Raw genomic sequence first — 19,108 nt, 5'->3', positions numbered from 1 at the left:
CGGGGCTATTCCGCCGACAGTTCGTGCTCCACCAGCGTCTTCCAGAAGGCAACGCCGGAGGCAATCGCGTCATCGTTGAAGTCATAGGAGGTGTTGTGGTGCAGCGCCCCGTCCACCGCAGGGCCGTTGCCCAGCCAGACATAGCAGCCGGGTGCTTCGCCGGCAAAGAAGGCGAAGTCGTCGCCAGCGGTGGAAGGCGGAAAGGCCGTCCGGACTTTCGTGCCAAAGACACCGCGCGCCGCCTTCAGCGCCCGCTCTGTCGCATCGGCATTGTTGACGACTGGCGGGATACGGCGGATGAATTCGTAACGCGACTCGATCCCGAACATCGACGCCGTACCCTTTGCCAGACGGCCGATTTCTTCCTCCAACTGATCCCGCACATGCGGGGCGTAGGCCCGCGCTGTCCCTCCAATATGCACGAGATCCGGAATGACATTCAGGGCGTTCGGGTCTCCCGCCTGAAGCGAACAGGCACTGACGACGGCGGGTTGCAGCGGATCGATGACGCGTCCGACGATGCTTTGCAGCGAGGAGAGAAAGCTTGCCGAAGCGGTGATCGGATCGCGACCAAGATGCGGCTTTGCCCCATGGGTACCGACGCCCTTGAAAATAACCCGCCAGCTATCGGAAGAGGCAAGCTGCGGTCCTTCCACCACAGCCATTTCGTCCGTATCGAGACCCGGCATATTATGGAGACCGTAAACCGCATCGCAGGGGAAACGCTCGAAGAGCCCGTCTTCGACCATCTTCTTTGCCCCGCCACGGCCCTCTTCCGCGGGCTGAAAAATGAAGTGCACGGTGCCGGAAAAGTTTCTGGCATTGGCAAGTGCCCGGGCAGCACCCAGCAGCATGACGGTGTGGCCGTCATGGCCACAGGCATGCATCTTTCCCGGTATGATCGACTTATAAGGCCTCTCCGCCAGTTCCGGCATGGCGAGCGCATCCATATCCGCTCGCAGCCCGATGCTGCGTGTGCCGTTTCCCACTTGAAGCGTTCCAACGATTCCTGTGACCCCGAGGCCACGATGGACGGTGATGCCCGCCTCCTCCAGAAGAGAAGCGACGATCTGGCTGGTGCGTTCTTCCTCGAACCCGAGCTCCGGATGCGCATGCAGATCGCGACGCAGCGCCGTCAGAAAGGAAAACTCGTCGGCGGTCATGGTCGAGGCGGTCATAAAGGTAGTCCTTGGGATATCTGCATGGAAGCCGTGGGCACGGCTCATCTATTGACGTCATTTCTAGTGCAAAAGCGCTTTGGATTTAATAGGGCATTGAACAGGAATTCGACGATGGTTCGAAAAACAGTGATGAGGAAGGACGCGCGATGAAGCCTCACGAGTTCTGGCAAAATCTGCATGGGCCCGGCAGCTTTCCCGAGCAAGGGACCAAGGTCGGCTTTTACCCGGTCACGCTGGATGATGGGCGTCAGCTTCGTCTGCCGATCCGTCCGCTTGCAGATGGCGAGCACGCGTTGGCGTCGTTGATTATCAACCAAGCCTCATTCGAGGTGCTGGGTGCTCTGGCAGACGATCTGGCGGCCAAGCTGATTTCCTTTGAGCCGGATGTGGTGGTCGGACTGCCAACACTTGGACTGACGCTCGCGAGTGAAGTGGCCCGCCGCCTCGGTTACTCGCGCTATGTGCCGCTCGGGACGTCCCGAAAATTCTGGTATCTGGATGAGCTGTCAGTGCCGATGTCGTCCATCACCACGAAGCAGGAAAAGCGGCTTTATATCGATCCGCGCATGTTGCCGCTTCTGCAAGGGCAGCGCGTGGCGCTCATCGATGATGTTATTTCCAGCGGTACTTCGATCGTTGCCGGGCTCTCCCTGCTCCAAGCCTCCGGCATAGAGCCAGTGGTCATCGGTGCGGCGATGCTGCAATCGGAACGCTGGCGCGACGCGTTGGAAGAGCTGGACCCCAGATGGCCGACGCGTGTGCGTGCGGCCTTCTCCACACCCTTGCTGCGCAAAAATGGAGATGGCTGGATCTGAGCTTGGGAACTTCAGCTCGCCTCAGAGGATTAGATGAGGTTGCTGCAACCGAGCCTCACACCTCAAGGAGTTTCCATGCCGAGACAGACATTCTGGAAGGGTCATCTGAGGCTCTCGCTGGTCACGGCAAAGGTGTCGCTCACGCCTGCCATTTCCCAGAGCGGTAAGATCCGCTTTCACGTCATCAATCGGGAGACCGGCAATCGCGTCGAAAGCCGCTACGTGGACAGCGTCACCCATCGTCCGGTTGCGGATAGAAATCAGGTGAAGGGCTTTCCGAAGGAAGACGGCGACTTTGTACTTCTGGAGGAAGACGAGATCGACGCCGTCGCTCTGGAAAGCACCAGAACCATCGATATCCAGACCTTCGTTCCCGCAGGTTCCATCGACTGGATCTGGTACGATCGGCCGCATTTTCTAAAACCTGAGGACAAGATCGGCGCTGAAGCCTTCAGCGTCATTCGCGAAGCGATGAAGGCCAGCAAGGTCGTCGGCATTGCGCGGCTGGTGCTCTATCGCCGCGAACACGCCGTGCTGCTGGAGCCCTCCGGCAAAGGCATCATCCTCTGGACGCTGCATTATGGCGACGAGGTACGCGATGCTGTCGATACGATCGATCAAAAGACGAAGGTCGATCAGGAACTGCAAGAGGCGCTGGACAAGCAGATCGACAAGCAGTTGACGAATTGGAAGCCGTCGCTGGTCCAAGATACGGTGCAGAAAAAAGTTCAGAAGCTACTGAAGACAAAAGCAAAGGAAGCGCCGAAGTCCAAGAGCAAGAAGCAGCCCGCTGCGGTAAAGCAGGGCGGCAATGTCATCAACATCATGGATGCGCTGAAAAAGAGCCTGCAATCCTAAGCACGATCGCGGCACTGAAGCGCGGTGCCTCCTGTTGGACGGACAAAGAACGCTCTATCTTACTGACGTCTGGCATCGTGTTTTGCGAAAATCGGTTTCGATTTCTGGGCCCATGCTATCGATCGCTTACAATCCGGCAACGGGTCGCGTTCCTGAAATTCACGCTAAGATGCCTTGATATCCATCTCTGGCTGGCCTCCCAGCATCCACTGTTCCAAGTCGAAGCCGAGGCGAGTGCCTTCTCCGACCCTGTCAACAAGACTGTTGCCCCAGTTGCGCAAGCGAGAGGGCGGATAGCCGAACTCGTTGACGAAGGCACGCCGGAAGTTTCGTTCGTCACTCAATCCCCATCGTTTTGCGATTGCGGGGATTGTTTCGCCCTGACACTCCTCGGAGAGGATATCGCGGCGAATGGCAAATAATCGCAACCGCCGGATCGTCTTGGCGATATCGCTGGTTCCCCTCATGGAACGATAGAGCTGCGCTCGCGAGAGGCCGAATGCATGGCAGAGCCGTTCTTGTCCGAGGTCAAATTCGGATAAGTGGTCGGCAATGTATCGGCGGATGGAGGGCTGTAGGTCTGTCACGTCTTTTTTTGACGTGCGGGTGAAGGGCAGAGCCTGGCCAAGGCATGAGGTGATGATTGCAATCGAGGCCTGGGTCAGACAGGTGATCTCCGCCGCCTCCAGCGTCTCGCCGATCTGGTCCAGCGAATTCAGCAGAGCGCCGAGCATCGTGGCCTGAGCCGTACCGGTACCGAAGACGCATCCATCGAAGCGCGGTGACCAGTTTAGCCCAATGGAAAGAAGGCTCATAGGGATGATGAGCGCCAGCCATGTCGCCTCCTCGACGATCAGATCCATCGGGTTGGAGAGCCGAGAAAAGACGACATCGCCAGCGGCGAGCGATATGGTTCTCCTGCCGATGCGACCATGAACGCGACCGCGCGCCACGACATTGACCATGACATGCTCGACCGGAACTTTCTGTGTCCGATCCTTCCCTCGCGAGAAGCGAAACGTTCTCGAACTGGTCCGCGTCCAACGCAAGTCCCCAAGAGCTCGAGTCTCAAATGCTCCCGTAAAGCTCCCTTCATCCATGATCTCGACATCACCGCCGGCTCGCATCGTGTCCTTCCAAAGAGCGACACGCTCTGCCGGAGACATTCCGTGCAGGTCGAGCTCAAGTCTGCTGATGGGTGCTTGAAGCGGCTTCATGCAAAGACGGTAGCACCCTTTACCGGGCAAAACATCTCATCATTGCAGAAATAAGCGTACAATTCGCCCGCGCCGCGATGAAGCGGTTGAATGAACAGATGTCGCTTGGCACTGAGCAGAGGGGCGTCGTGATCGGAAGCGACCTTTGACCTAAAGCGTTACGATGCACACCCGAAGCATTTTTCAACAACAACTATTTCCACAGCCCAGTTTTTCAGGAACGAACATGAGCGATATCGAACAAAATCGTGCCCTTGCCGAGCGTCTCTATTCAGGCTTTGCCACCGGCGACCTGCCGGCAGTGCTTTCTACAATGGCGGCGGACATTGAGTGGACGGAGGCCGAGGGCTATCCCTATGCTGGGACCTTCATCGGTCCCGACGCTGTCGTCGAGGCCGTTTTCGTCAAGCTCGCGACGGAATGGGAGGGTTACCAGGCCATTCCAGAGCAATTCGTCGCTGAAGGAGACACGGTCGTAGCGCTCGGTCATTACAGCGGGACATACAAAGCAACGAACAAAAGCTTCCGCGCCCCGTTTGTGCATGTTTGGACAGTGCGGGACCACAAGTTTGTGAAGTTCGTGCAACACACCGACACAGTTGTCGTTCAACGCGCGCTCCACGCGTAACGCTTGCCTTGCAGAATTATTGATCGGTACCTGAGGCAAACAAGAAGCAAATGCGTGCGGGCGAAGCCGAAGAATAAGCGGCACGCATGAGCTTCTAAAGCCGACGAAATGGCCCCGCGAGCGCTGGTATCTAAGATAGACAATCCGAAAGAGGGTGTCGTGCGACGCGTTGGAACGGGCCTCGGCGCGCCACGCCCCTCAGCCGGGAAGCGGCTTGGCGGATGTCCAGAAGTCCGCCCATGGGTCGGACTTCCTCGCCTTCACATGCGCTGGTGTGTTCTTCACCGTGAACTCCGCCGGACCTTTTATCTTGGACAATTCCGACCATTCGAGCGGCATGGAAACAGTCGCGCCGTCTCTGGCGCGGGTGGAGTAGGGCGCGACAGCCGTGCTTCCGCGCCCATTGCGCAAATAATCGACAAAGATGCGACCATTGCGCTTGGCCTTGGTTGCGACAGCCAGATATTTATCCGGCTCATCTTTGCCCATGTCTGTCGCGAGTTTCTTCGCAAAACTCTTTACCTTCACCCAGCCGGCTTTTGGCTCCAGTGGCGTGACGACATGCAGGCCCTTGCCTCCAGAGGTCTTGACGAAGGCGGCAAGTCCAGCCGCTTCCAGCCGGGATTTGAGGTCGAGCGCGGCTTCGACGACAGCGCTCCACTCGACGTCCTCACCGGGATCGAGGTCCATCGTGATCAGGTCCGGTTTCTCCCAGGCCTTGGTGGTCGAACCCCAGGGATGTATTTCCAGCACGGCGGATTGAACGAGCGCCATCATGCCGTCGAAATCGTTGATCACGATCAGGGGCTCGCCGGATCTGTCCTTCGGGTCCTTGATGGCACCGATCGCCTTGTTCATCCCGCGCCATGGATGCTTCTGGAAGAATTTCTGTCCGCCGATCCCTTCCGGGCAACGCAGCAGGGAAAGCGCGCGGCTTGTCACATAGGGTGCGATGTGCTCCCAAACCTGTGCATAATAGTCCGCAAGATCCGCCTTGGTGATCTTCTGATCCGGCCAATAGACCCGCTCGGGATGGGTGAACTTGATCTTCGTTTGCGGCATTTCTGCTGCATCATTTGTGTCGGGCTTCGCCACCTCTCCCACCTCCCGGCTGATCTCCTTGGGCGCCTTGTCTTCCCGCAGGCCTTTGAATGAGGCATGGCGGAGATTGCCATCACCGGACCAGCCTCGAAACTCGACCTCCGCGACAAGCTCAGGCTTCACGTAGTGAAGATCACGGCGGGCAAGCGCCGTCAGCTTCTGTGAGAACGGACTTTCCGTCTGTGTCAGGGGTTTCAGCCTGTTGAAGATCATCTCTGCGGTCTCGCCGGTAAAACCTGTCCCAACTCGGCCGACATGCCGAAGCTTGCCATTCTCGTAGACGCCGAGTGCCAGAGAGCCGATGGCCTGGTCCGATGACGATGAGAGCGTGTAGCCACCGATGACAAACTCCTGGCCGCTGCTGCATTTGGACTTGATCCACTGCCCCTTGCGACCGGAGACGTAAGGAGAATTGGCAACCTTGGATATGACGCCTTCCAGTCCAAGCGTGCAGGCATGCTGAAGAACTTTTTCGCCGTCCTCCTGAAAATGGGCGCTGTAGCGCAGCACAGGGTCGTCGGAGGGCAGCAGTTTTTCCAGCAACGCCTTGCGTTCAACGAGTATAGCCTGCTGCAGGTCCCGGCCATCGAGATAGAGCAGGTCGAAGACGTAATAGCGGAAACGATCCTGCCGACCCTCGCTGAGATCGGCCTGAAGTGCCGAGAAGTCGGAAACACCGCTTTCCTTTTCAACGACCAGTTCGCCGTCTAAGATGGCGGCTTCCACCGGCAGTGCGGCAAGCGATTGGTTGATGGCCTCTCCAAATTTTTCGGTCCAGTCCAGGCCGCTGCGGGTGAGAAGAACGACTTTGCCCTTCTCGATCCTTGCTTGCAGTCGATAGCCATCGAACTTGACCTCATGCAGCCAACGCGATCCTTCCGGTGCGTTGTTCTTCAATGTCGCCAAGGCCGGTTTGATGAAAGTGGGCATCGCCGCTTTACGACTTTCCTTGGGAAAATCATGCACCTGCTTGCCGGTTGTCTTCGCGCTTTTGGGCTTGGACGAGACGTCTTTTGAGTTCCAGGTATCTTCAGGGTTCTTTGCCACCTGCTCGATGCTTCGCCCCGTCTTGACGGAGTTGGCAGCGTCCTCGATCACATCGACGGTTTCGTTGGCTTCCTCGTCATGTGCCTTGATCAGCAGCCAGTTTTCCCGCTTTTCCTCGGGCCTGCCTTTCATCCGGACCAGATGCCAGCGGCCTTTCAGCTTTTCGCCGTCGAGTTCGAATTCCATGTGACCCTTGCGATAGGCCTTTTTCGGGTCGCCGATGGGAGACCACGTGCCACGATCCCAAACGATGACAGTGCCGCCGCCATATTGGCCTTGGGGAATGATACCTTCGAAGTCGGCATAGCTTAGCGGATGGTCCTCGACATGGACGGCTAGTCGTTTCTCATTCGGATCGAGGCTCGGGCCTTTGGTCACGGCCCAGCTTTTCAGTACGCCATCCATTTCCAGGCGGAAATCATAATGCAGCCGCCGCGCATCATGTTTCTGCACCACGAAACTGTTGCCGGATGTCGCCGCCGCTTCGCCCTTCGGCTCCGGTGTCTTATCGAACTTGCGCTTCTGGTTATAGGTTTGAAGGCCCATGGATCAACTTGCCTTCTTGCGTTTGGCGGTGCCAGACGACTTAGGTTTGGCCGCCTTTTTGTCGGAGACACCAGCGCTCTGGCGCAAGGCCTCCTTCAGGTCGATGACGTTGTCACGCTTTTCAGGCTCGCGCTTCTTGATCGTCTTGCCTTCGATCTTCGCCTGCACCAGTTCCGTCAGCGCATCATTGTAGCGGTCGCTGTAGCGCGACGGATCAAACTTGCCGGCTCGCTTCTTGATGATGTGTCCTGCCAGTTCCAGCATCTCGTCGTCGAACTCGATGTCGGGGACGGATTTGAAGGCGGCAGCTTGCGAACGCACCTCGTAATCATAGTTCAATGTCGTGGCGATCACGGCGTCACCGTCGGGCCGGATCAACAGCATTCTGTTGCGACGAAAGAGAATTGCTTCTGCGAGTGCTGCCACTTGGCGCTCTTTCAGTGTCCGCGCCAAGAGTGAAAGCGCTTCTCGGTCTTCGTCTGTCGAGGGTGAAAGATAATAGGGCTTGTCGAAATAAAGCTTGTCGATCTCGTCGCATTCGAGGAAGTTTTTAACCCGAATGACCTTGTTGCCGTCCGGCATCAACTCCGCCAGCTCGTCGCCTTCAATGACGATGTGGTCGCCATTCTCCAGCTCATAGCCCTTGACCTGCTGCTCGCGTTCGACCTTGTCGCCGGTCTCGCTATCCAGATATTGTCGCTCGACGCGGTTGCCGGTCTTTCGATTGATGATGTTGAAGGAGATTTTTTCCGAGGATGAGATGGCTGTGTAGAGTCCGACATCACACTGAAAATCAGCGAATTTGATACTGCCTCTCCACACCGCTCTCGGCGCCATCGCCAGCCTCCTTTTACGCTCTAACTTTTACTGGAACGCTCACGATCGATAATCCGCTCGACGGCGACGACATCTTCCTGCGAAAACACCGGAACGGGGTCGGACGCCATGGCTTCCATCACATCCGGCGAAAGCCCACCGCGCCGCGCCACCCACTCCATCGCCTCACGCGTCTCTCGCTCGGCCTTCAACTGCGCATAAAGCGCCACGATCAGCCTGTCGCGAATGTCGGGCTGTTGATGCTGTGGATCCGTGGTTTTCGCAGTATGTGCCATGTTTCTTAAATTCGAGACTGGCGCGAAAGTTCCACCATGAGCGGGACGAGGGTATTCTGGCCGCGTCGGATGGTTTGAGGCTCAAACGATTCCAGGCTTCAGCCTTAGTCAGCCGCGACCGGAGATGTTTGATGGAAGGAGGGAAATTCTCTCTCAACGCCTCCGCCATTGCGCTTTGCCCGATAGGAAGCAGCATCCGCCAGGCGTATCATCGTGCTGAACTCCGCATCTTTTGCCGGTCGGACCGTGTATCCCAGGCTGACACCCACGCGGACAGCTTCGTCGAAAATATCAAAAGGCGTCGTCAATGACTGGAATACGTCATGCGCAGTTTGCTCGACATCCTGCGTGTTTTGAATCTGCGTCTGAACGACGACGAACTCATCGCCGCCAACGCGAGCGGCAATGTCATGTGGCACGATCAGACCTCGAAGCCGGACGCCTATGGCGATCAGCAAGTCATCTCCAGCGGAATGCCCGAGACGATCGTTGATCGCCTTGAAGCCATCCAGATCTAGACAGTGAACTGCAATCATGGGACCCACCGTGTGGGGGCTGCGGGCGAAGCCTTCGCGAAGTGCGATGCGATTGGCAAGACCGGTCAAAGGGTCGACGCGCGCAAGGCGCTCCATCTCAAGCCGCAACAGGATCTGCTGTGACGCCGTTCGATAGACATGCCACACGCTCTGCATCGCCGCGAGCAGGAAGACCGCAAACATCGTCGCCAGCAACCAGTGCGCCGTGTCCCCAGCGAAAGCGGCAGAAATTGTTGTCGGAACGGCAGCTATGCTAATTGCGATTGCCGATATGAGGGGGCGAACGGACATGCGGCTCGCGACGCCGGCGGAATAACCGAAGAGCAGGGCCGTCGCCAAAACGTGCAGGGAGAAATCGGAGGACCGGAATATCAGCGCGGAAATCGCGCCCACCGACGCGGCGACGAGGAAGGTCAGAATTGCGTGCGCCAGCTCCCAGTCTTTCGGTGCCAGAGAAGGCGGACGCCCGGTATTGGTCCAATGCCGGTGACACAGCATGACGCATACCTTGGCGAAGGACGCCAGGCCACCGCACACCATGGCGGCAAAAATCCCGGTGTCGTGCAAGCTTGTCGCGGCGAAGTATCCGATGACGACAAGGGTGAAACCCATGACGGTCGTCGGGGTCACAGTATAGGCCAGTTGGGCAACAAGTGCCTTATAGAGGTCGTCCGGCTCTCTTTTCCGCATCGATCAGCCCTTGTCGCCGGCTGGCGCCTGTTGAGCGCAAGAGTTTATGCGAAAAACTTAAACGACTCTCTAAGAGAGGCTTCATTGGTTGGCAGCGGAACACGATCATCTGACGGAGACCTGCAATTATTGGCACGAAATTTTAGGCTCGAGGTTAGGCGCTCAGAGCCTCAAATGTTACCCTCGAAAATTGCCCTCATTCATGTCGCGCTCGTCGTAATTCACGTCCCAATCCTTGTCGGGTTTTTTCTTGCCCGGCGGCAGCTTGTTGGCCGTTGCGTCGTCGGAACCGGTGATGAAGGTGGGTTTGGCGCTTGCGACGCCATTATTGTCCGAGGTCTTTTTGCCCGGTGCAAATTGCGGCTTTGCATCCGCGTGGATCTTGTTGATGTCTTTTTCAGAGCTCATGGGAACCTCCATTGGTTCATGAGCTAACCTCAAAGCAGCAGGTGTGTTCCGTTAGTAGAAACCCTGAAGCCTGTGGTGACGCCCAACCAGGGGCGCCATCACCGGCGAAATGCGCGGCTCTCGTCTGCTCTCAAAGACCGATCAATCAATCGTCATCAATGCGGTACCGGCCTGCAGATAATCGCCTTCCTTGACCAGAAGACGGATCGTACCGCCTTTGGTGGCAAGGATCTGGGTTTCCATTTTCATGGCTTCCATGACAGCAATCAGATCGCCCTCAGATACGGTCTGGCCATCTTCGACCTTGAAGGATTGCAGCGTGCCAGAGACAGGCGCGGCGATCTCGCCTTCCTTCTTGGCGGCTGCGCCAGCCTCCGCTGCCGGAGCTCCGCCGCCGACGCTACCCAGAGCAGAGAGCAGAAGGCTAGGCAGGCCGACCGAAACGCGTTTGCCGTCGATCTCCAGATAGGTGCGGTGAATGGATGGGTCGTCTGCCTGGGCGGGGCGCTCCATCGCATCCGGCATAGCGGCGAAATCGGTCTCGATCCAGCGGGTGTGAACCTTGAAGTCGTCCTCCCCGCTAAAGTCTCCCGTCTCCAGAGCCGCGCGATGGAAAGGCAGGACCGTTGCCACGCCTTCGATCTGGAATTCCTTCAACGCACGGCGGGCGCGTTGCAGCACCTGCTGGCGGCTTTCACCGGTGACGATCAGCTTCGCCATCAGGGAATCGAATACGCCAGGAATGCTCGAGCCACTGACGACGCCGCTATCGAGACGAATGCCGGGGCCGGATGGCGGATCGAAAAGCGTGATCGTTCCCGGCGTTGGCAGGAAGCCGCGGCCGGGATCTTCGGCATTGATACGGAACTCCATCGAATGACCGCGAGGCTCCGGCGTCTCCGTAACGCGAAGCGTCTTGCCTTCGGCAATGCGGAACTGTTCGATCACCAGATCGATGCCAGTGGTTTCCTCGGTGACGGGGTGCTCGACCTGAAGGCGGGTATTGACCTCAAGAAACGAAATCGTCCCATCCACGCCCAGCAGAAATTCAACCGTGCCCGCACCGCTATAGCCGGCGGCTGCACAGATTGCCTTGGCGGCAGCGTGGATTTTCTGCCGTTGCTCGTCCGAGAGGAAAGGGGCAGGGGCCTCTTCGATCAGTTTCTGGTTACGGCGTTGCAGCGAGCAGTCGCGGGTACCCAGCACCAGCACGTTGCCGTGCTTGTCGGCCAGAACCTGCGCTTCGATATGGCGCGGTCGGTCGAGGAAGCGCTCCAGGAAACATTCACCACGGCCAAAAGCGGCGGTCGCTTCTCTGACGGCGGACTCGTAGAGATCGGCGATCTCTTCCATCTTCCAGGCAACCTTCAAGCCGCGTCCGCCACCGCCATGGGCAGCCTTGATGGCAACCGGCAGGCCATGCTCTTCCGCAAAGGCGATGACTTCCGCCGCGGTTTCTACCGGGCCGTCGCTACCAGCAACGAGCGGCGCGCCGACGCTGGTCGCGATACGGCGTGCCTCGACTTTGTCTCCCAGTGCTTCGATGACCTGCGGATCGGGACCGATCCAGGTCAGTCCGGCATCGAGCACGGCTTGGGCGAACTCGGCGCGTTCGGACAGGAAGCCGTAGCCGGGGTGGATGGCATCTGCATCCGAACGCTTTGCGATGGCAATGAGCTTGGGGATATCGAGATAGGTTTCGGAGGGACGCACGCCGTCCAGCGCATAGGCTTCATCCGCCATGCGGGCGAATACTGCATCCTGATCCGGGTCGGCATAGACGGCCACCGATTGCAGTCCATAATCCCGGCAGGCGCGGATAATCCGGACAGCGATTTCGCCGCGATTGGCAATCAGAACTTTCTTCATCGCTATTCTCCTCGGATTATTTGCTCTTGGCCGCGATGTCGGCGAATGGCCCGATCGGGCGAAACTGGATTTTGGCATTGACGGGGATTTGCCCCGCGAGATCGAGATGATATTCCGCAACCGCCCCGATCACGGGATAACCGCCCGTCAGCGGATGGTCGGCAAGGAAAAGCACGGGCTGGCCGCTATGGGGAATCTGAATTGCACCCGTTGCGGTGCCCTCGCTCGGCAGTTCGGCGCTGTCGCGCCGTTCCACCGGCACTTCACCCGCAAGGCGGATGCCCACGCGGTTGGATTGCGGCGTGACCTGCCAGAGCTGGTTGGTCAGCGTTTCGATACCCTTTTGCGTGAACCAATCGGTGCGTGGACCGAGAACGACGTCAAGTATGACGACCTCATCCATGGCCGGTGGTTCGAAGGCGGGAACTTCATCGATGGCGACGCTCGAAGGCCCGTTCGTTTCGGTCTTGAGCGGCAGGATCCGACCTGCCGTGACCGGTTCAGGACCGACCACGGCGAGCGTATCGGTGGCGAAGCTGCCAAGCACGGGCTCGACATCGAAGCCACCGCGCACCGCGAGATAACAGCGCATGCCTTTTGGTGGCTGTCCAAGCGTGACGATATCGCCGGCCTCAAGCGAGATCGGCGCGTAAGCCGCTTTGGTGAAACGTCCGTCTGCCGTTTCGATCGCGACAGGGCAGGGGGCACCAGCAAGTCCGATAACGGTGCGGTTCGCAGCACGGAAGGAAAAGCCACCGAGCGTCAATTCCAGGCATGGGGTGTTGTGGGGATTGCCGACGATGCGGTTTGCCGCATTGAAAGCGCCGCGATCAAGCGCACCGGATGCAGAAACGCCCTGTCCGGTCTGTCCAAAACGGCCAAGATCCTGAAAGAGGGCCGGCATGGGCGCCGCTAGCACTTCGAAATGCGGACCTTCGCGCGACGGCTCCTCGCGCGGCTTTACGTCGGAGGCTGGCAGGCTGATCTTTCCTGAAGCCTTGTCCATGTCGAAGAAGCGAACGCGGTAGCCCGGCTGGAAGAGCGCGCCGGGCTCGCGATCGATGTCCCACATCTTGACGGGCGTCGTGCCGATGATCTGCCAGCCCCCTGGGCTGTTTTGCGGATAGACACCGCTGAAAGCGCCAGCCAGCGCCACGGAGCCAGCGGGGATGCGGGTGCGCGGGCTTTGTCGCCGGGAAACATGGAGTGCGGGATCGCCACCGACCAGATAGCCGAAGCCCGGCGCAAAGCCGCAAAATGCAACGGTAAATTCGCTCTCGGTATGGCGACGGATAACCTCGTCGACGCTAAGCCCGGTCAGTGTCGCCACATCGCCTAGGTCTTCGCCATCATAATGAACCGGTATTTCAACCAGCTTGTCCGATGGCGGAATCTTTGCCGTCAGGTCACGACGGGAAAGCTCGGCAGCCAGCGCCTGTGCGTCGATCTTTTCAGGGCGAAACCGGATCATCAGCGTGCGTGCGGCCGGGACAGTTTCCTCGATACCCTCGATTGGGTCGTTTTCGAGGGAGGCGAAGAGCGCGAGCGTTTGGTCCAGATCGGCAAGTTCGACAAGAATCGTCGTGAGACTGACGGGGAGAAAGCGCATTTGTCCTCACGCGTGATAGGCAGAATCGGGAATGTCGGTGATGAACATATGGCCCGGTGCGTGGGTGATGGCAAATGGTACACCGGATGCCATGACTGCCGCCTGTGGGGTTACGCCGCACGCCCAGAAAACCGGAACTTCGCCGGGCTCGATACGTACGGGATCGCCGAAATCCGGCTTTGCGAGATCAGCGATGCCGAGTTCCTCGGGCATGCCGATATGCACCGGCGCGCCATGAACGGCCGGAAACCGACCGGAAATCGTCGCCGCATCCGCAACACGCGATGCGGTGATCGGGCGCATGGACACCACCATATTACCCTTCAGGCGTCCAGCCGGACGGCAGGCGCGGTTCGTCAGATACATGGGGACATTGCTTTTGTCCGTCATGTGACGGATCTCGATGCCCGCCTCCACCATCGGCGTCTCAAAGGTGAAGCTGCAGCCGATCAGGAAGGCGACCATATCGTCGCGCTCGGCCCAGGCCGAGGTCGCATCATGCGTCTCCTCGGCAAGCTTGCCATCGCGCCAGATGCGGTAAAGCGGCAGATCGGTTCGTAGATCGGCACCCGGCGCAAGAAGCGTGGTGGGCGAGCCGGGATCGGACACGTCCAGCACAGGGCAGGGCTTTGGATTGCGCTGCGCATAAAGCAGGAAGTCGAAGGCCCAGTCGCGCGGCAGCACGATCATATTGGCCTGGGTGAAACCGGGCGCGATACCGGAGGTAGGCTGAACCAGACCGGCGCGGTAGCTGGCGCGTGCTTTCTGGGCAAGCTCTATATTCTTGGCGGTGTGCGATGCGGGGATGGTCATTTACCGCTCCTATCGTTCAAGAGGTGAAAGAGCGAACGGCAATACCGTCCGTTTCAAACCGGCGGCGAATTTCGCGCGCAATATCGACCGCGCCTGGACTATCGCCATGAACGCATATGGACTGCGCCTCGATAGTGATCACGCTGCCGTCAATGGCTTCCAACGTTCCCTGACGGGCGAGTTGCACCATGCGTTCGGCGATTTTACCCGCATCATGTAGCACGGCTCCCTTCTCGCGGCGGGACACCAGTTGCCCATCCGGCGTATAGGCCCGGTCGGCAAAGGCCTCGGCGACGACGGAAAGCCCGGACTTGCGCGCCAGTTCAAGGATTGGCGCATTGGCCAGTCCCATCAGCACCAATGAAGGATCGATGGCCTTGATGCCGTCGATGACGGCCTGGCCTTGTTTGGCGTCATGGGCGATCCGGTTGTAGAGCGCGCCATGCGGCTTGACGTAGCGCACCGTGGTACCGGCGGCTGCCGCAATGCCCTTCAGTGCGCCGATCTGGTAGATGACATCGGCAATCAGATCCTCCGGCGTCACATCCATGTCCCGGCGCCCGAAGCCGACGCGGTCAGGATAGGAAACGTGAGCGCCAATGGTCACGCCATTGGCCGCGGCCGCCTTGACCGTCTTGTAAATGCCGGTCGGATCTCCGGCGTGAAAACCGCAAGCGATATTGGCGCTGGAGACGATGGAAAGCATCGCTTCGTCGTCACCCATGCTCCATGCACCATAGCTTTCGCCAAGATCGCTATTGAGGTCGATATGCGCCATGTCGTCTTTCTCCTACAGCGGTTGATCTCCGTGGCCACGTTCAGGTGGCCACGGTAAATGCTTGCCTGTGCTTCTTACAGTCCAAGCAGAGCGAAGATCGGGCCGACCGACTTGTAGGCCATGTACCATGTCAGGCAGCAGGTCAGCGCGCCGAGGATAAGCAGCCAACGCGGATAGTTGTAGCCGCGCATCAGCTCCGGGCGCTTCCAGGCGGCAAAGAGCAGCATGGAAAGGCCGATCGGCAGGACCAGACCGTTCAATCCGCCGACGAAGACGAGCATGGCGGCCGGCGGGGTGGTGATCAGGATGTAGGACACCAGCGAAATGCAGATGAAGGCGACGGTCGAAAGGTTGCGCTGGCGCTCGGTCATGTTCGGCTTAAAGGCGGTGAGGAACGAGACCGAGGTATAGGCCGCACCGATGATGCTGGTGAGTGCCGAGGCGAGGAACACCGCACCGAAGAGACGGAAGCCGATATCGCCGGCTGCCGCGTGGAAAGCCTGGCCTGCAGGGTTAGCCGCCTTGCCGGATAGGTCGATGACGACGCCGCTTGCGACGACACCGAGAATGGCGAGGAAGAGGATGTAGCGAAGAACGCCGGTAATCGCGATGCCGCTCAGTGCCGCACGATTGACGGCACCGATATTTTCAACGCCCACCGTGCCCTTGTCGAGAAGGCGGTGTGCGCCAGCATAGGTGATGTAGCCGCCGACCGTGCCGCCAACAATGGTGGTGATGGTGGCGAAATCGATCGTGTCGGGGAGGAAGGTCTGATGGAAGGCTTCAGCCACTGGAGGGCCGGATACGATCGCCGCGTAGAGGATCAGCGCCAGCTTGACGAAGGCTGCGACGTAAACGACGCGGTCCATGGCAACACCCGCGCGTCGCGACAGGAAGATGCCGATGGCGACGAGTGCTCCTATGGCACCGCCGATCTTGGGGTCAAGGTCGATCATGGCGTTGAAGCCAAGACCGGCACCGCCAATATTGCCGATATTGAAGAACAGACCACCGATGATGACGAGGACTGCCAGAATATATCCCGAGCCTGGAATGGCTGCGTTCGCAATCGCCGGAGCACGCATCTGCGTGACGGTGACGATACGCCAGACATTGGCCTGGACAACGAAGTCGATGATGATGGAAACGATGATGGCAAAGGCAAAGGCTGCGCCCAGCTTCACCGTGAAATTGGCGGTTTGGGTGATGAAGCCAGGGCCGACGGCGGCCATGGACATTAGGAACATCGCCGATAGGAGCGCGTAGCGCTGGCTCTTCGGGTTAAACGCAGCCGCGTTTGTGCGGCCGGGCGTCTGCTCGGTCTGCTGCATGAGAGTTTTCCTGTTCTTATCGTCACCCGCCCCTCGCGGATGCTTATGAGGTCATCATGTATGGTTTGTTTGTGATGTCAATATTGTTCAACAATTTTTTTGTTTTGTTCATTCAGGCATGCATTCTCGGGGCCGGAATGGCGGTTCGGCGCCTACTTTTCCAGTCGAGCAGAGGCAGGGTGAAAGCCGTTGAAACTATTGCTTGATTCCGCCAGTCTTTTGTTATCTGAAGACCCCGCAAGAAGAAGCGAGGAAGCCTGTGACAGACACACGTGAAAGCATGCCGCTGTCCGACTGGATTGCCAAGCGCATCCGCCTCATGCTGATTTCGGGCGAACTCAAGCCAGGCCAACGTATATCCGAAGCAGCCTTCAGCGAGCATCTGGAAGTGTCCCGCAACTCTCTGCGCGAGGCCTTTCGCATCATGACGAAGGAAGGCCTGCTCAAGCATGAAACCAATCGTGGCGTTTTTGTCCAGACGCCGACCATGGCATCGATCATGGATATCTACCGCGTGCGGCGCATGCTCGAATGCGGAGCGCTGCGCAAAGCATGGCGCCTGCATGAATCGGTCAAGGCCATGCGCCAGGCCGTCGAGGAAGCTAAGCTGAAGCGGGAGCAGGAGCTATGGGTTGATGTGGGAAGTGCCAATATGGCGTTTCATGCCGCTGTCGTGGCGCTTGCCGACAGCGAACGTTTGAGCGAGCTTTATGAAAGGGTGTCGGCCGAGCTTCGGCTTGGCTTTGCGCTCATCGAGGACCCGCGTCTGCTCCATTCACCCTTCGTCGATATGAATGACGAGATTGTCTCCTTGTGCGAAGAGGACAGGTTTGCAGAGGCAAGCGAGAAGATGGAAGACTATCTGCTGATTTCCGAGAACGGTCTTCTCAAGGCGTTTGGAAAGATTTCAGGCAAGGCGCGGTAGAGCGGACGTCCTTTCTGGAGTCGGCTGCTTCTCTTCCGCTCATCAAAAAAGGGGACCGCGCGTGGCGCGATCCCCTTTTTAGCATACTGCTCGTCGATCAGAACTGACGACGGAAGCCAGCGGTGATGGCGTGGCTCTTGAAATCCGTGCTGGACACGGTGCCGTCTGCTGCGGTGAAATCGAAGTTGTCTGCGCCCGTGTAACGATAGCCGATATCGAAAGTGGTGTTGGCGAACAGAGCGCTGTCACGCAGGAAGGAAATGGTGTTCAGCTCGATGCCGACGCCTGCATCCAGATGGTATGCGAAAGCGGTGTCGCTATCATTCATGATGACGCCAACGCCATCGGCACCCTGGCGACGAAGCTTGAGGTTCATCGCACCCACGCCACCGCCGAAGTAAGGCGTGAAGGCGGTGCCTGTCGGAACGTCGATGTAGCCGTTGACGTAGCCCTGGAAGTTACGGGCCGAGCCGAAAGAGCCGGCAGCGTCCACGCCGTTCACAGTGTGCGTGTCGACATCCGAGCGGCCATAACCGACTTCGAGTTCGACGCGCGGCGAAACGAAGTCGTAGGACCCGAAGCTATAACCGGCGCGAAATGCGCTATAGTAGCCGACATCGTAATCGGTGTTCACGCCAGCCGTAGCGGTCGAGAAATTGGTATCGTCCAGGAATGTCAGGCTGTTCAGGCTACCGATGTAGAAGCCGCCCGGATCGGCAACAACGGCAGGTTCGGTCTGAACGGCAAGGTCAGCCGCGTAGGCGGTGGTGGAAGCAAGCGCTGTCATGACTGCAGCAAGCTTGAAGACGTTTCTCATTAGAAAACCTTTCTGAATCGGCCCCCGCCGTTGTCCAGACACTGCTTGCGACCTCTTCCAATGTCCACGCCGCAGCTTTCATTTAGCACTTGATCGCAAGCTGAAATCACCATCCCGTTGCAACATGGCAACGAATGGAGAGGCTGACGTTACGGAACCCTGTTGACCCTGGCTTTCGACATAATGTGGTTGTTTTTTAAGTGGATGGCGCTTGCCGGTCGCTCTTTGGCAGCACGTCAATTGGGATTAACGGCAATACGTCCGGGAGACGGAGATGGACGAGATCAGAACGGAGCGCCTGGTTCTGAGGAACTTCAAGGTCGGGGATGCTCAGGACCTGCTCGCTTACCTGCATGACCCAAGCGCCAACTGTTTCCTTTCTTTGCGCCTTCAAAATCTTGAGGAAGCGGCGGCAGAGGCGGCGAAGCGTGGCGCCTCCGATGACGACATCGCCGTCTATTCTCTTGAGCATAAAAAGGTGATCGGTGATCTTTTCGCCATCGCCGATGACGAGGGGGATACGCTGTCGGTCGGCTGGAATTTAAATGGCGACTTTGCGGGCCGAGGCTATGCTTACGAAGCGGCACGCGCGCTGTTTTGCTGGCTGTTTGAAGAAAGGCAGATACGCCGCCTCTACGCCTATGTCGAAGATGACAATATCGCCTCCCAGCGCCTGTGTGAAAAGCTTCGTATGCGCCGGGAAGGGCTTTTTCTGGAATTTGCCTCCTTCACCAAGGATGAGGCGGGGCACCCGCTTTACGAGAACACGATGCAGTATGCAATTTTGCGCCGGGAGTGGGAGGCGTGGGCTTAGGGCTCGTTGACAA

General features: G+C 58.5%; 18 protein-coding genes. 5 read left to right on the top strand and 13 right to left on the bottom strand.

Translation table 11 applies throughout. From position 1 onward, the window contains the following. Positions 1 to 5: 5 nt before the first annotated feature. The gene (locus QE435_RS04180) at positions 6 to 1,178 is read right to left on the bottom strand and encodes a M20 aminoacylase family protein (protein WP_349040358.1); all 1,173 of its coding nucleotides are present in this window, start codon (positions 1,176 to 1,178) and stop codon (positions 6 to 8) included. Positions 1,179 to 1,327: 149 nt separating this feature from the next. On the opposite strand from QE435_RS04180, the gene QE435_RS04175 reads away from it, so the two are divergent. Together QE435_RS04175 and QE435_RS04170 are read left to right on the top strand one after the other, a co-directional pair. After that, the gene (locus QE435_RS04175; protein ID WP_349040357.1) at positions 1,328 to 1,996 is read left to right on the top strand and encodes a phosphoribosyltransferase; all 669 of its coding nucleotides are present in this window, start codon (positions 1,328 to 1,330) and stop codon (positions 1,994 to 1,996) included. Positions 1,997 to 2,071: 75 nt separating this feature from the next. Further along, positions 2,072 to 2,854 carry a Ku protein gene (locus QE435_RS04170; protein WP_349040356.1) on the top strand — a complete coding sequence of 261 codons (783 nt, stop codon included), beginning with the start codon at positions 2,072 to 2,074 and terminating at the stop codon, positions 2,852 to 2,854. Positions 2,855 to 3,018: 164 nt separating this feature from the next. Here QE435_RS04170 and QE435_RS04165 read toward each other — a convergent pair whose 3' ends face one another. Continuing rightward, positions 3,019 to 3,819, bottom strand: a complete 801-nt coding sequence (locus QE435_RS04165) for an AraC family transcriptional regulator (protein WP_349040355.1) — start codon at positions 3,817 to 3,819, stop codon at positions 3,019 to 3,021. 478 nt (positions 3,820 to 4,297) lie between these two features. Here QE435_RS04165 and QE435_RS04160 point away from each other — a divergent pair, with 478 nt between their 5' ends. Then, entirely contained in the window at positions 4,298 to 4,699 is a 402-nt protein-coding gene (locus QE435_RS04160; RefSeq protein WP_349040354.1) for a nuclear transport factor 2 family protein, read from the top strand. Positions 4,700 to 4,897: 198 nt separating this feature from the next. On the opposite strand, the gene ligD is transcribed toward QE435_RS04160, so the two are convergent. From ligD to QE435_RS04110, 10 genes are all read right to left on the bottom strand, one after another. Further along, entirely contained in the window at positions 4,898 to 7,393 is a 2,496-nt protein-coding gene (gene ligD / locus QE435_RS04155) for a DNA ligase D (RefSeq protein WP_349040353.1), read from the bottom strand. Between the two features lie 3 nt (positions 7,394 to 7,396). Then, positions 7,397 to 8,230 (bottom strand): Ku protein, encoded by an 834-nt coding sequence (locus tag QE435_RS04150; protein WP_349040352.1) that lies wholly within the window; start codon positions 8,228 to 8,230, stop codon positions 7,397 to 7,399. Positions 8,231 to 8,250: 20 nt separating this feature from the next. Beyond that, positions 8,251 to 8,505, bottom strand: a complete 255-nt coding sequence (locus QE435_RS04145; RefSeq protein ID WP_349040351.1) for a hypothetical protein — start codon at positions 8,503 to 8,505, stop codon at positions 8,251 to 8,253. A 104-nt stretch (positions 8,506 to 8,609) separates the two neighbouring features. Beyond that, positions 8,610 to 9,731 (bottom strand): GGDEF domain-containing protein, encoded by a 1,122-nt coding sequence (locus QE435_RS04140; protein WP_349040350.1) that lies wholly within the window; start codon positions 9,729 to 9,731, stop codon positions 8,610 to 8,612. 177 nt (positions 9,732 to 9,908) lie between these two features. Beyond that, positions 9,909 to 10,139: a hypothetical protein gene (locus QE435_RS04135; protein ID WP_349040349.1), complete on the bottom strand. Its 231-nt coding sequence runs from the start codon at positions 10,137 to 10,139 to the stop codon at positions 9,909 to 9,911. Between the two features lie 141 nt (positions 10,140 to 10,280). Further along, positions 10,281 to 12,008: a biotin carboxylase N-terminal domain-containing protein gene (locus QE435_RS04130; RefSeq protein ID WP_349040348.1), complete on the bottom strand. Its 1,728-nt coding sequence runs from the start codon at positions 12,006 to 12,008 to the stop codon at positions 10,281 to 10,283. A 16-nt stretch (positions 12,009 to 12,024) separates the two neighbouring features. Further along, complete coding sequence (locus QE435_RS04125; RefSeq protein WP_349040347.1) at positions 12,025 to 13,617, bottom strand: 5-oxoprolinase/urea amidolyase family protein; 1,593 nt, start codon at positions 13,615 to 13,617, stop codon at positions 12,025 to 12,027. Between the two features lie 6 nt (positions 13,618 to 13,623). Then, the gene (locus QE435_RS04120) at positions 13,624 to 14,430 is read right to left on the bottom strand and encodes a putative hydro-lyase (RefSeq protein ID WP_349040346.1); all 807 of its coding nucleotides are present in this window, start codon (positions 14,428 to 14,430) and stop codon (positions 13,624 to 13,626) included. Between the two features lie 16 nt (positions 14,431 to 14,446). After that, positions 14,447 to 15,208, bottom strand: a complete 762-nt coding sequence (locus QE435_RS04115; protein ID WP_349040345.1) for a 5-oxoprolinase subunit PxpA — start codon at positions 15,206 to 15,208, stop codon at positions 14,447 to 14,449. 74 nt (positions 15,209 to 15,282) lie between these two features. Then, the gene (locus tag QE435_RS04110) at positions 15,283 to 16,539 is read right to left on the bottom strand and encodes an NRAMP family divalent metal transporter (RefSeq protein ID WP_349040344.1); all 1,257 of its coding nucleotides are present in this window, start codon (positions 16,537 to 16,539) and stop codon (positions 15,283 to 15,285) included. A 259-nt stretch (positions 16,540 to 16,798) separates the two neighbouring features. Here QE435_RS04110 and QE435_RS04105 point away from each other — a divergent pair, with 259 nt between their 5' ends. Continuing rightward, entirely contained in the window at positions 16,799 to 17,464 is a 666-nt protein-coding gene (locus QE435_RS04105) for a GntR family transcriptional regulator (protein ID WP_349040343.1), read from the top strand. A gap of 97 nt (positions 17,465 to 17,561) precedes the next feature. On the opposite strand, the gene QE435_RS04100 is transcribed toward QE435_RS04105, so the two are convergent. Then, complete coding sequence (locus tag QE435_RS04100) at positions 17,562 to 18,281, bottom strand: outer membrane beta-barrel protein (protein ID WP_309769678.1); 720 nt, start codon at positions 18,279 to 18,281, stop codon at positions 17,562 to 17,564. Positions 18,282 to 18,555: 274 nt separating this feature from the next. On the opposite strand from QE435_RS04100, the gene QE435_RS04095 reads away from it, so the two are divergent. Next, positions 18,556 to 19,095 carry a GNAT family protein gene (locus QE435_RS04095; protein ID WP_349040342.1) on the top strand — a complete coding sequence of 180 codons (540 nt, stop codon included), beginning with the start codon at positions 18,556 to 18,558 and terminating at the stop codon, positions 19,093 to 19,095. Positions 19,096 to 19,108 lie beyond the last annotated feature (13 nt).

Source organism: Agrobacterium sp. SORGH_AS 787 (assembly GCF_030819035.1).
In the GTDB taxonomy this organism is placed as follows: domain Bacteria; phylum Pseudomonadota; class Alphaproteobacteria; order Rhizobiales; family Rhizobiaceae; genus Agrobacterium; species Agrobacterium larrymoorei_B.
The sequence above is the reverse complement of the archived record's forward strand: the minus strand, read 5'-3'. Positions and strand labels throughout refer to the sequence as shown.

What these genes read in the sequence shown, in the direction of transcription:
- QE435_RS04180 (WP_349040358.1), bottom strand. Translation starts at nt 1,178, where the DNA reads ATGACCGCCTCGACCATGACCGCCGACGAGTTTTCCTTTCTGACGGCG.
- QE435_RS04175 (WP_349040357.1), top strand. Translation starts at nt 1,328, where the DNA reads ATGAAGCCTCACGAGTTCTGGCAAAATCTGCATGGGCCCGGCAGCTTT.
- QE435_RS04170 (WP_349040356.1), top strand. Translation starts at nt 2,072, where the DNA reads ATGCCGAGACAGACATTCTGGAAGGGTCATCTGAGGCTCTCGCTGGTC.
- QE435_RS04165 (WP_349040355.1), bottom strand. Translation starts at nt 3,819, where the DNA reads ATGGTCAATGTCGTGGCGCGCGGTCGCGTTCATGGTCGCATCGGCAGG.
- QE435_RS04160 (WP_349040354.1), top strand. Translation starts at nt 4,298, where the DNA reads ATGAGCGATATCGAACAAAATCGTGCCCTTGCCGAGCGTCTCTATTCA.
- ligD (WP_349040353.1), bottom strand. Translation starts at nt 7,393, where the DNA reads ATGGGCCTTCAAACCTATAACCAGAAGCGCAAGTTCGATAAGACACCG.
- QE435_RS04150 (WP_349040352.1), bottom strand. Translation starts at nt 8,230, where the DNA reads ATGGCGCCGAGAGCGGTGTGGAGAGGCAGTATCAAATTCGCTGATTTT.
- QE435_RS04145 (WP_349040351.1), bottom strand. Translation starts at nt 8,505, where the DNA reads ATGGCACATACTGCGAAAACCACGGATCCACAGCATCAACAGCCCGAC.
- QE435_RS04140 (WP_349040350.1), bottom strand. Translation starts at nt 9,731, where the DNA reads ATGCGGAAAAGAGAGCCGGACGACCTCTATAAGGCACTTGTTGCCCAA.
- QE435_RS04135 (WP_349040349.1), bottom strand. Translation starts at nt 10,139, where the DNA reads ATGAGCTCTGAAAAAGACATCAACAAGATCCACGCGGATGCAAAGCCG.
- QE435_RS04130 (WP_349040348.1), bottom strand. Translation starts at nt 12,008, where the DNA reads ATGAAGAAAGTTCTGATTGCCAATCGCGGCGAAATCGCTGTCCGGATT.
- QE435_RS04125 (WP_349040347.1), bottom strand. Translation starts at nt 13,617, where the DNA reads ATGCGCTTTCTCCCCGTCAGTCTCACGACGATTCTTGTCGAACTTGCC.
- QE435_RS04120 (WP_349040346.1), bottom strand. Translation starts at nt 14,430, where the DNA reads ATGACCATCCCCGCATCGCACACCGCCAAGAATATAGAGCTTGCCCAG.
- QE435_RS04115 (WP_349040345.1), bottom strand. Translation starts at nt 15,208, where the DNA reads ATGGCGCATATCGACCTCAATAGCGATCTTGGCGAAAGCTATGGTGCA.
- QE435_RS04110 (WP_349040344.1), bottom strand. Translation starts at nt 16,539, where the DNA reads ATGCAGCAGACCGAGCAGACGCCCGGCCGCACAAACGCGGCTGCGTTT.
- QE435_RS04100 (WP_309769678.1), bottom strand. Translation starts at nt 18,281, where the DNA reads ATGAGAAACGTCTTCAAGCTTGCTGCAGTCATGACAGCGCTTGCTTCC.
- QE435_RS04095 (WP_349040342.1), top strand. Translation starts at nt 18,556, where the DNA reads ATGGACGAGATCAGAACGGAGCGCCTGGTTCTGAGGAACTTCAAGGTC.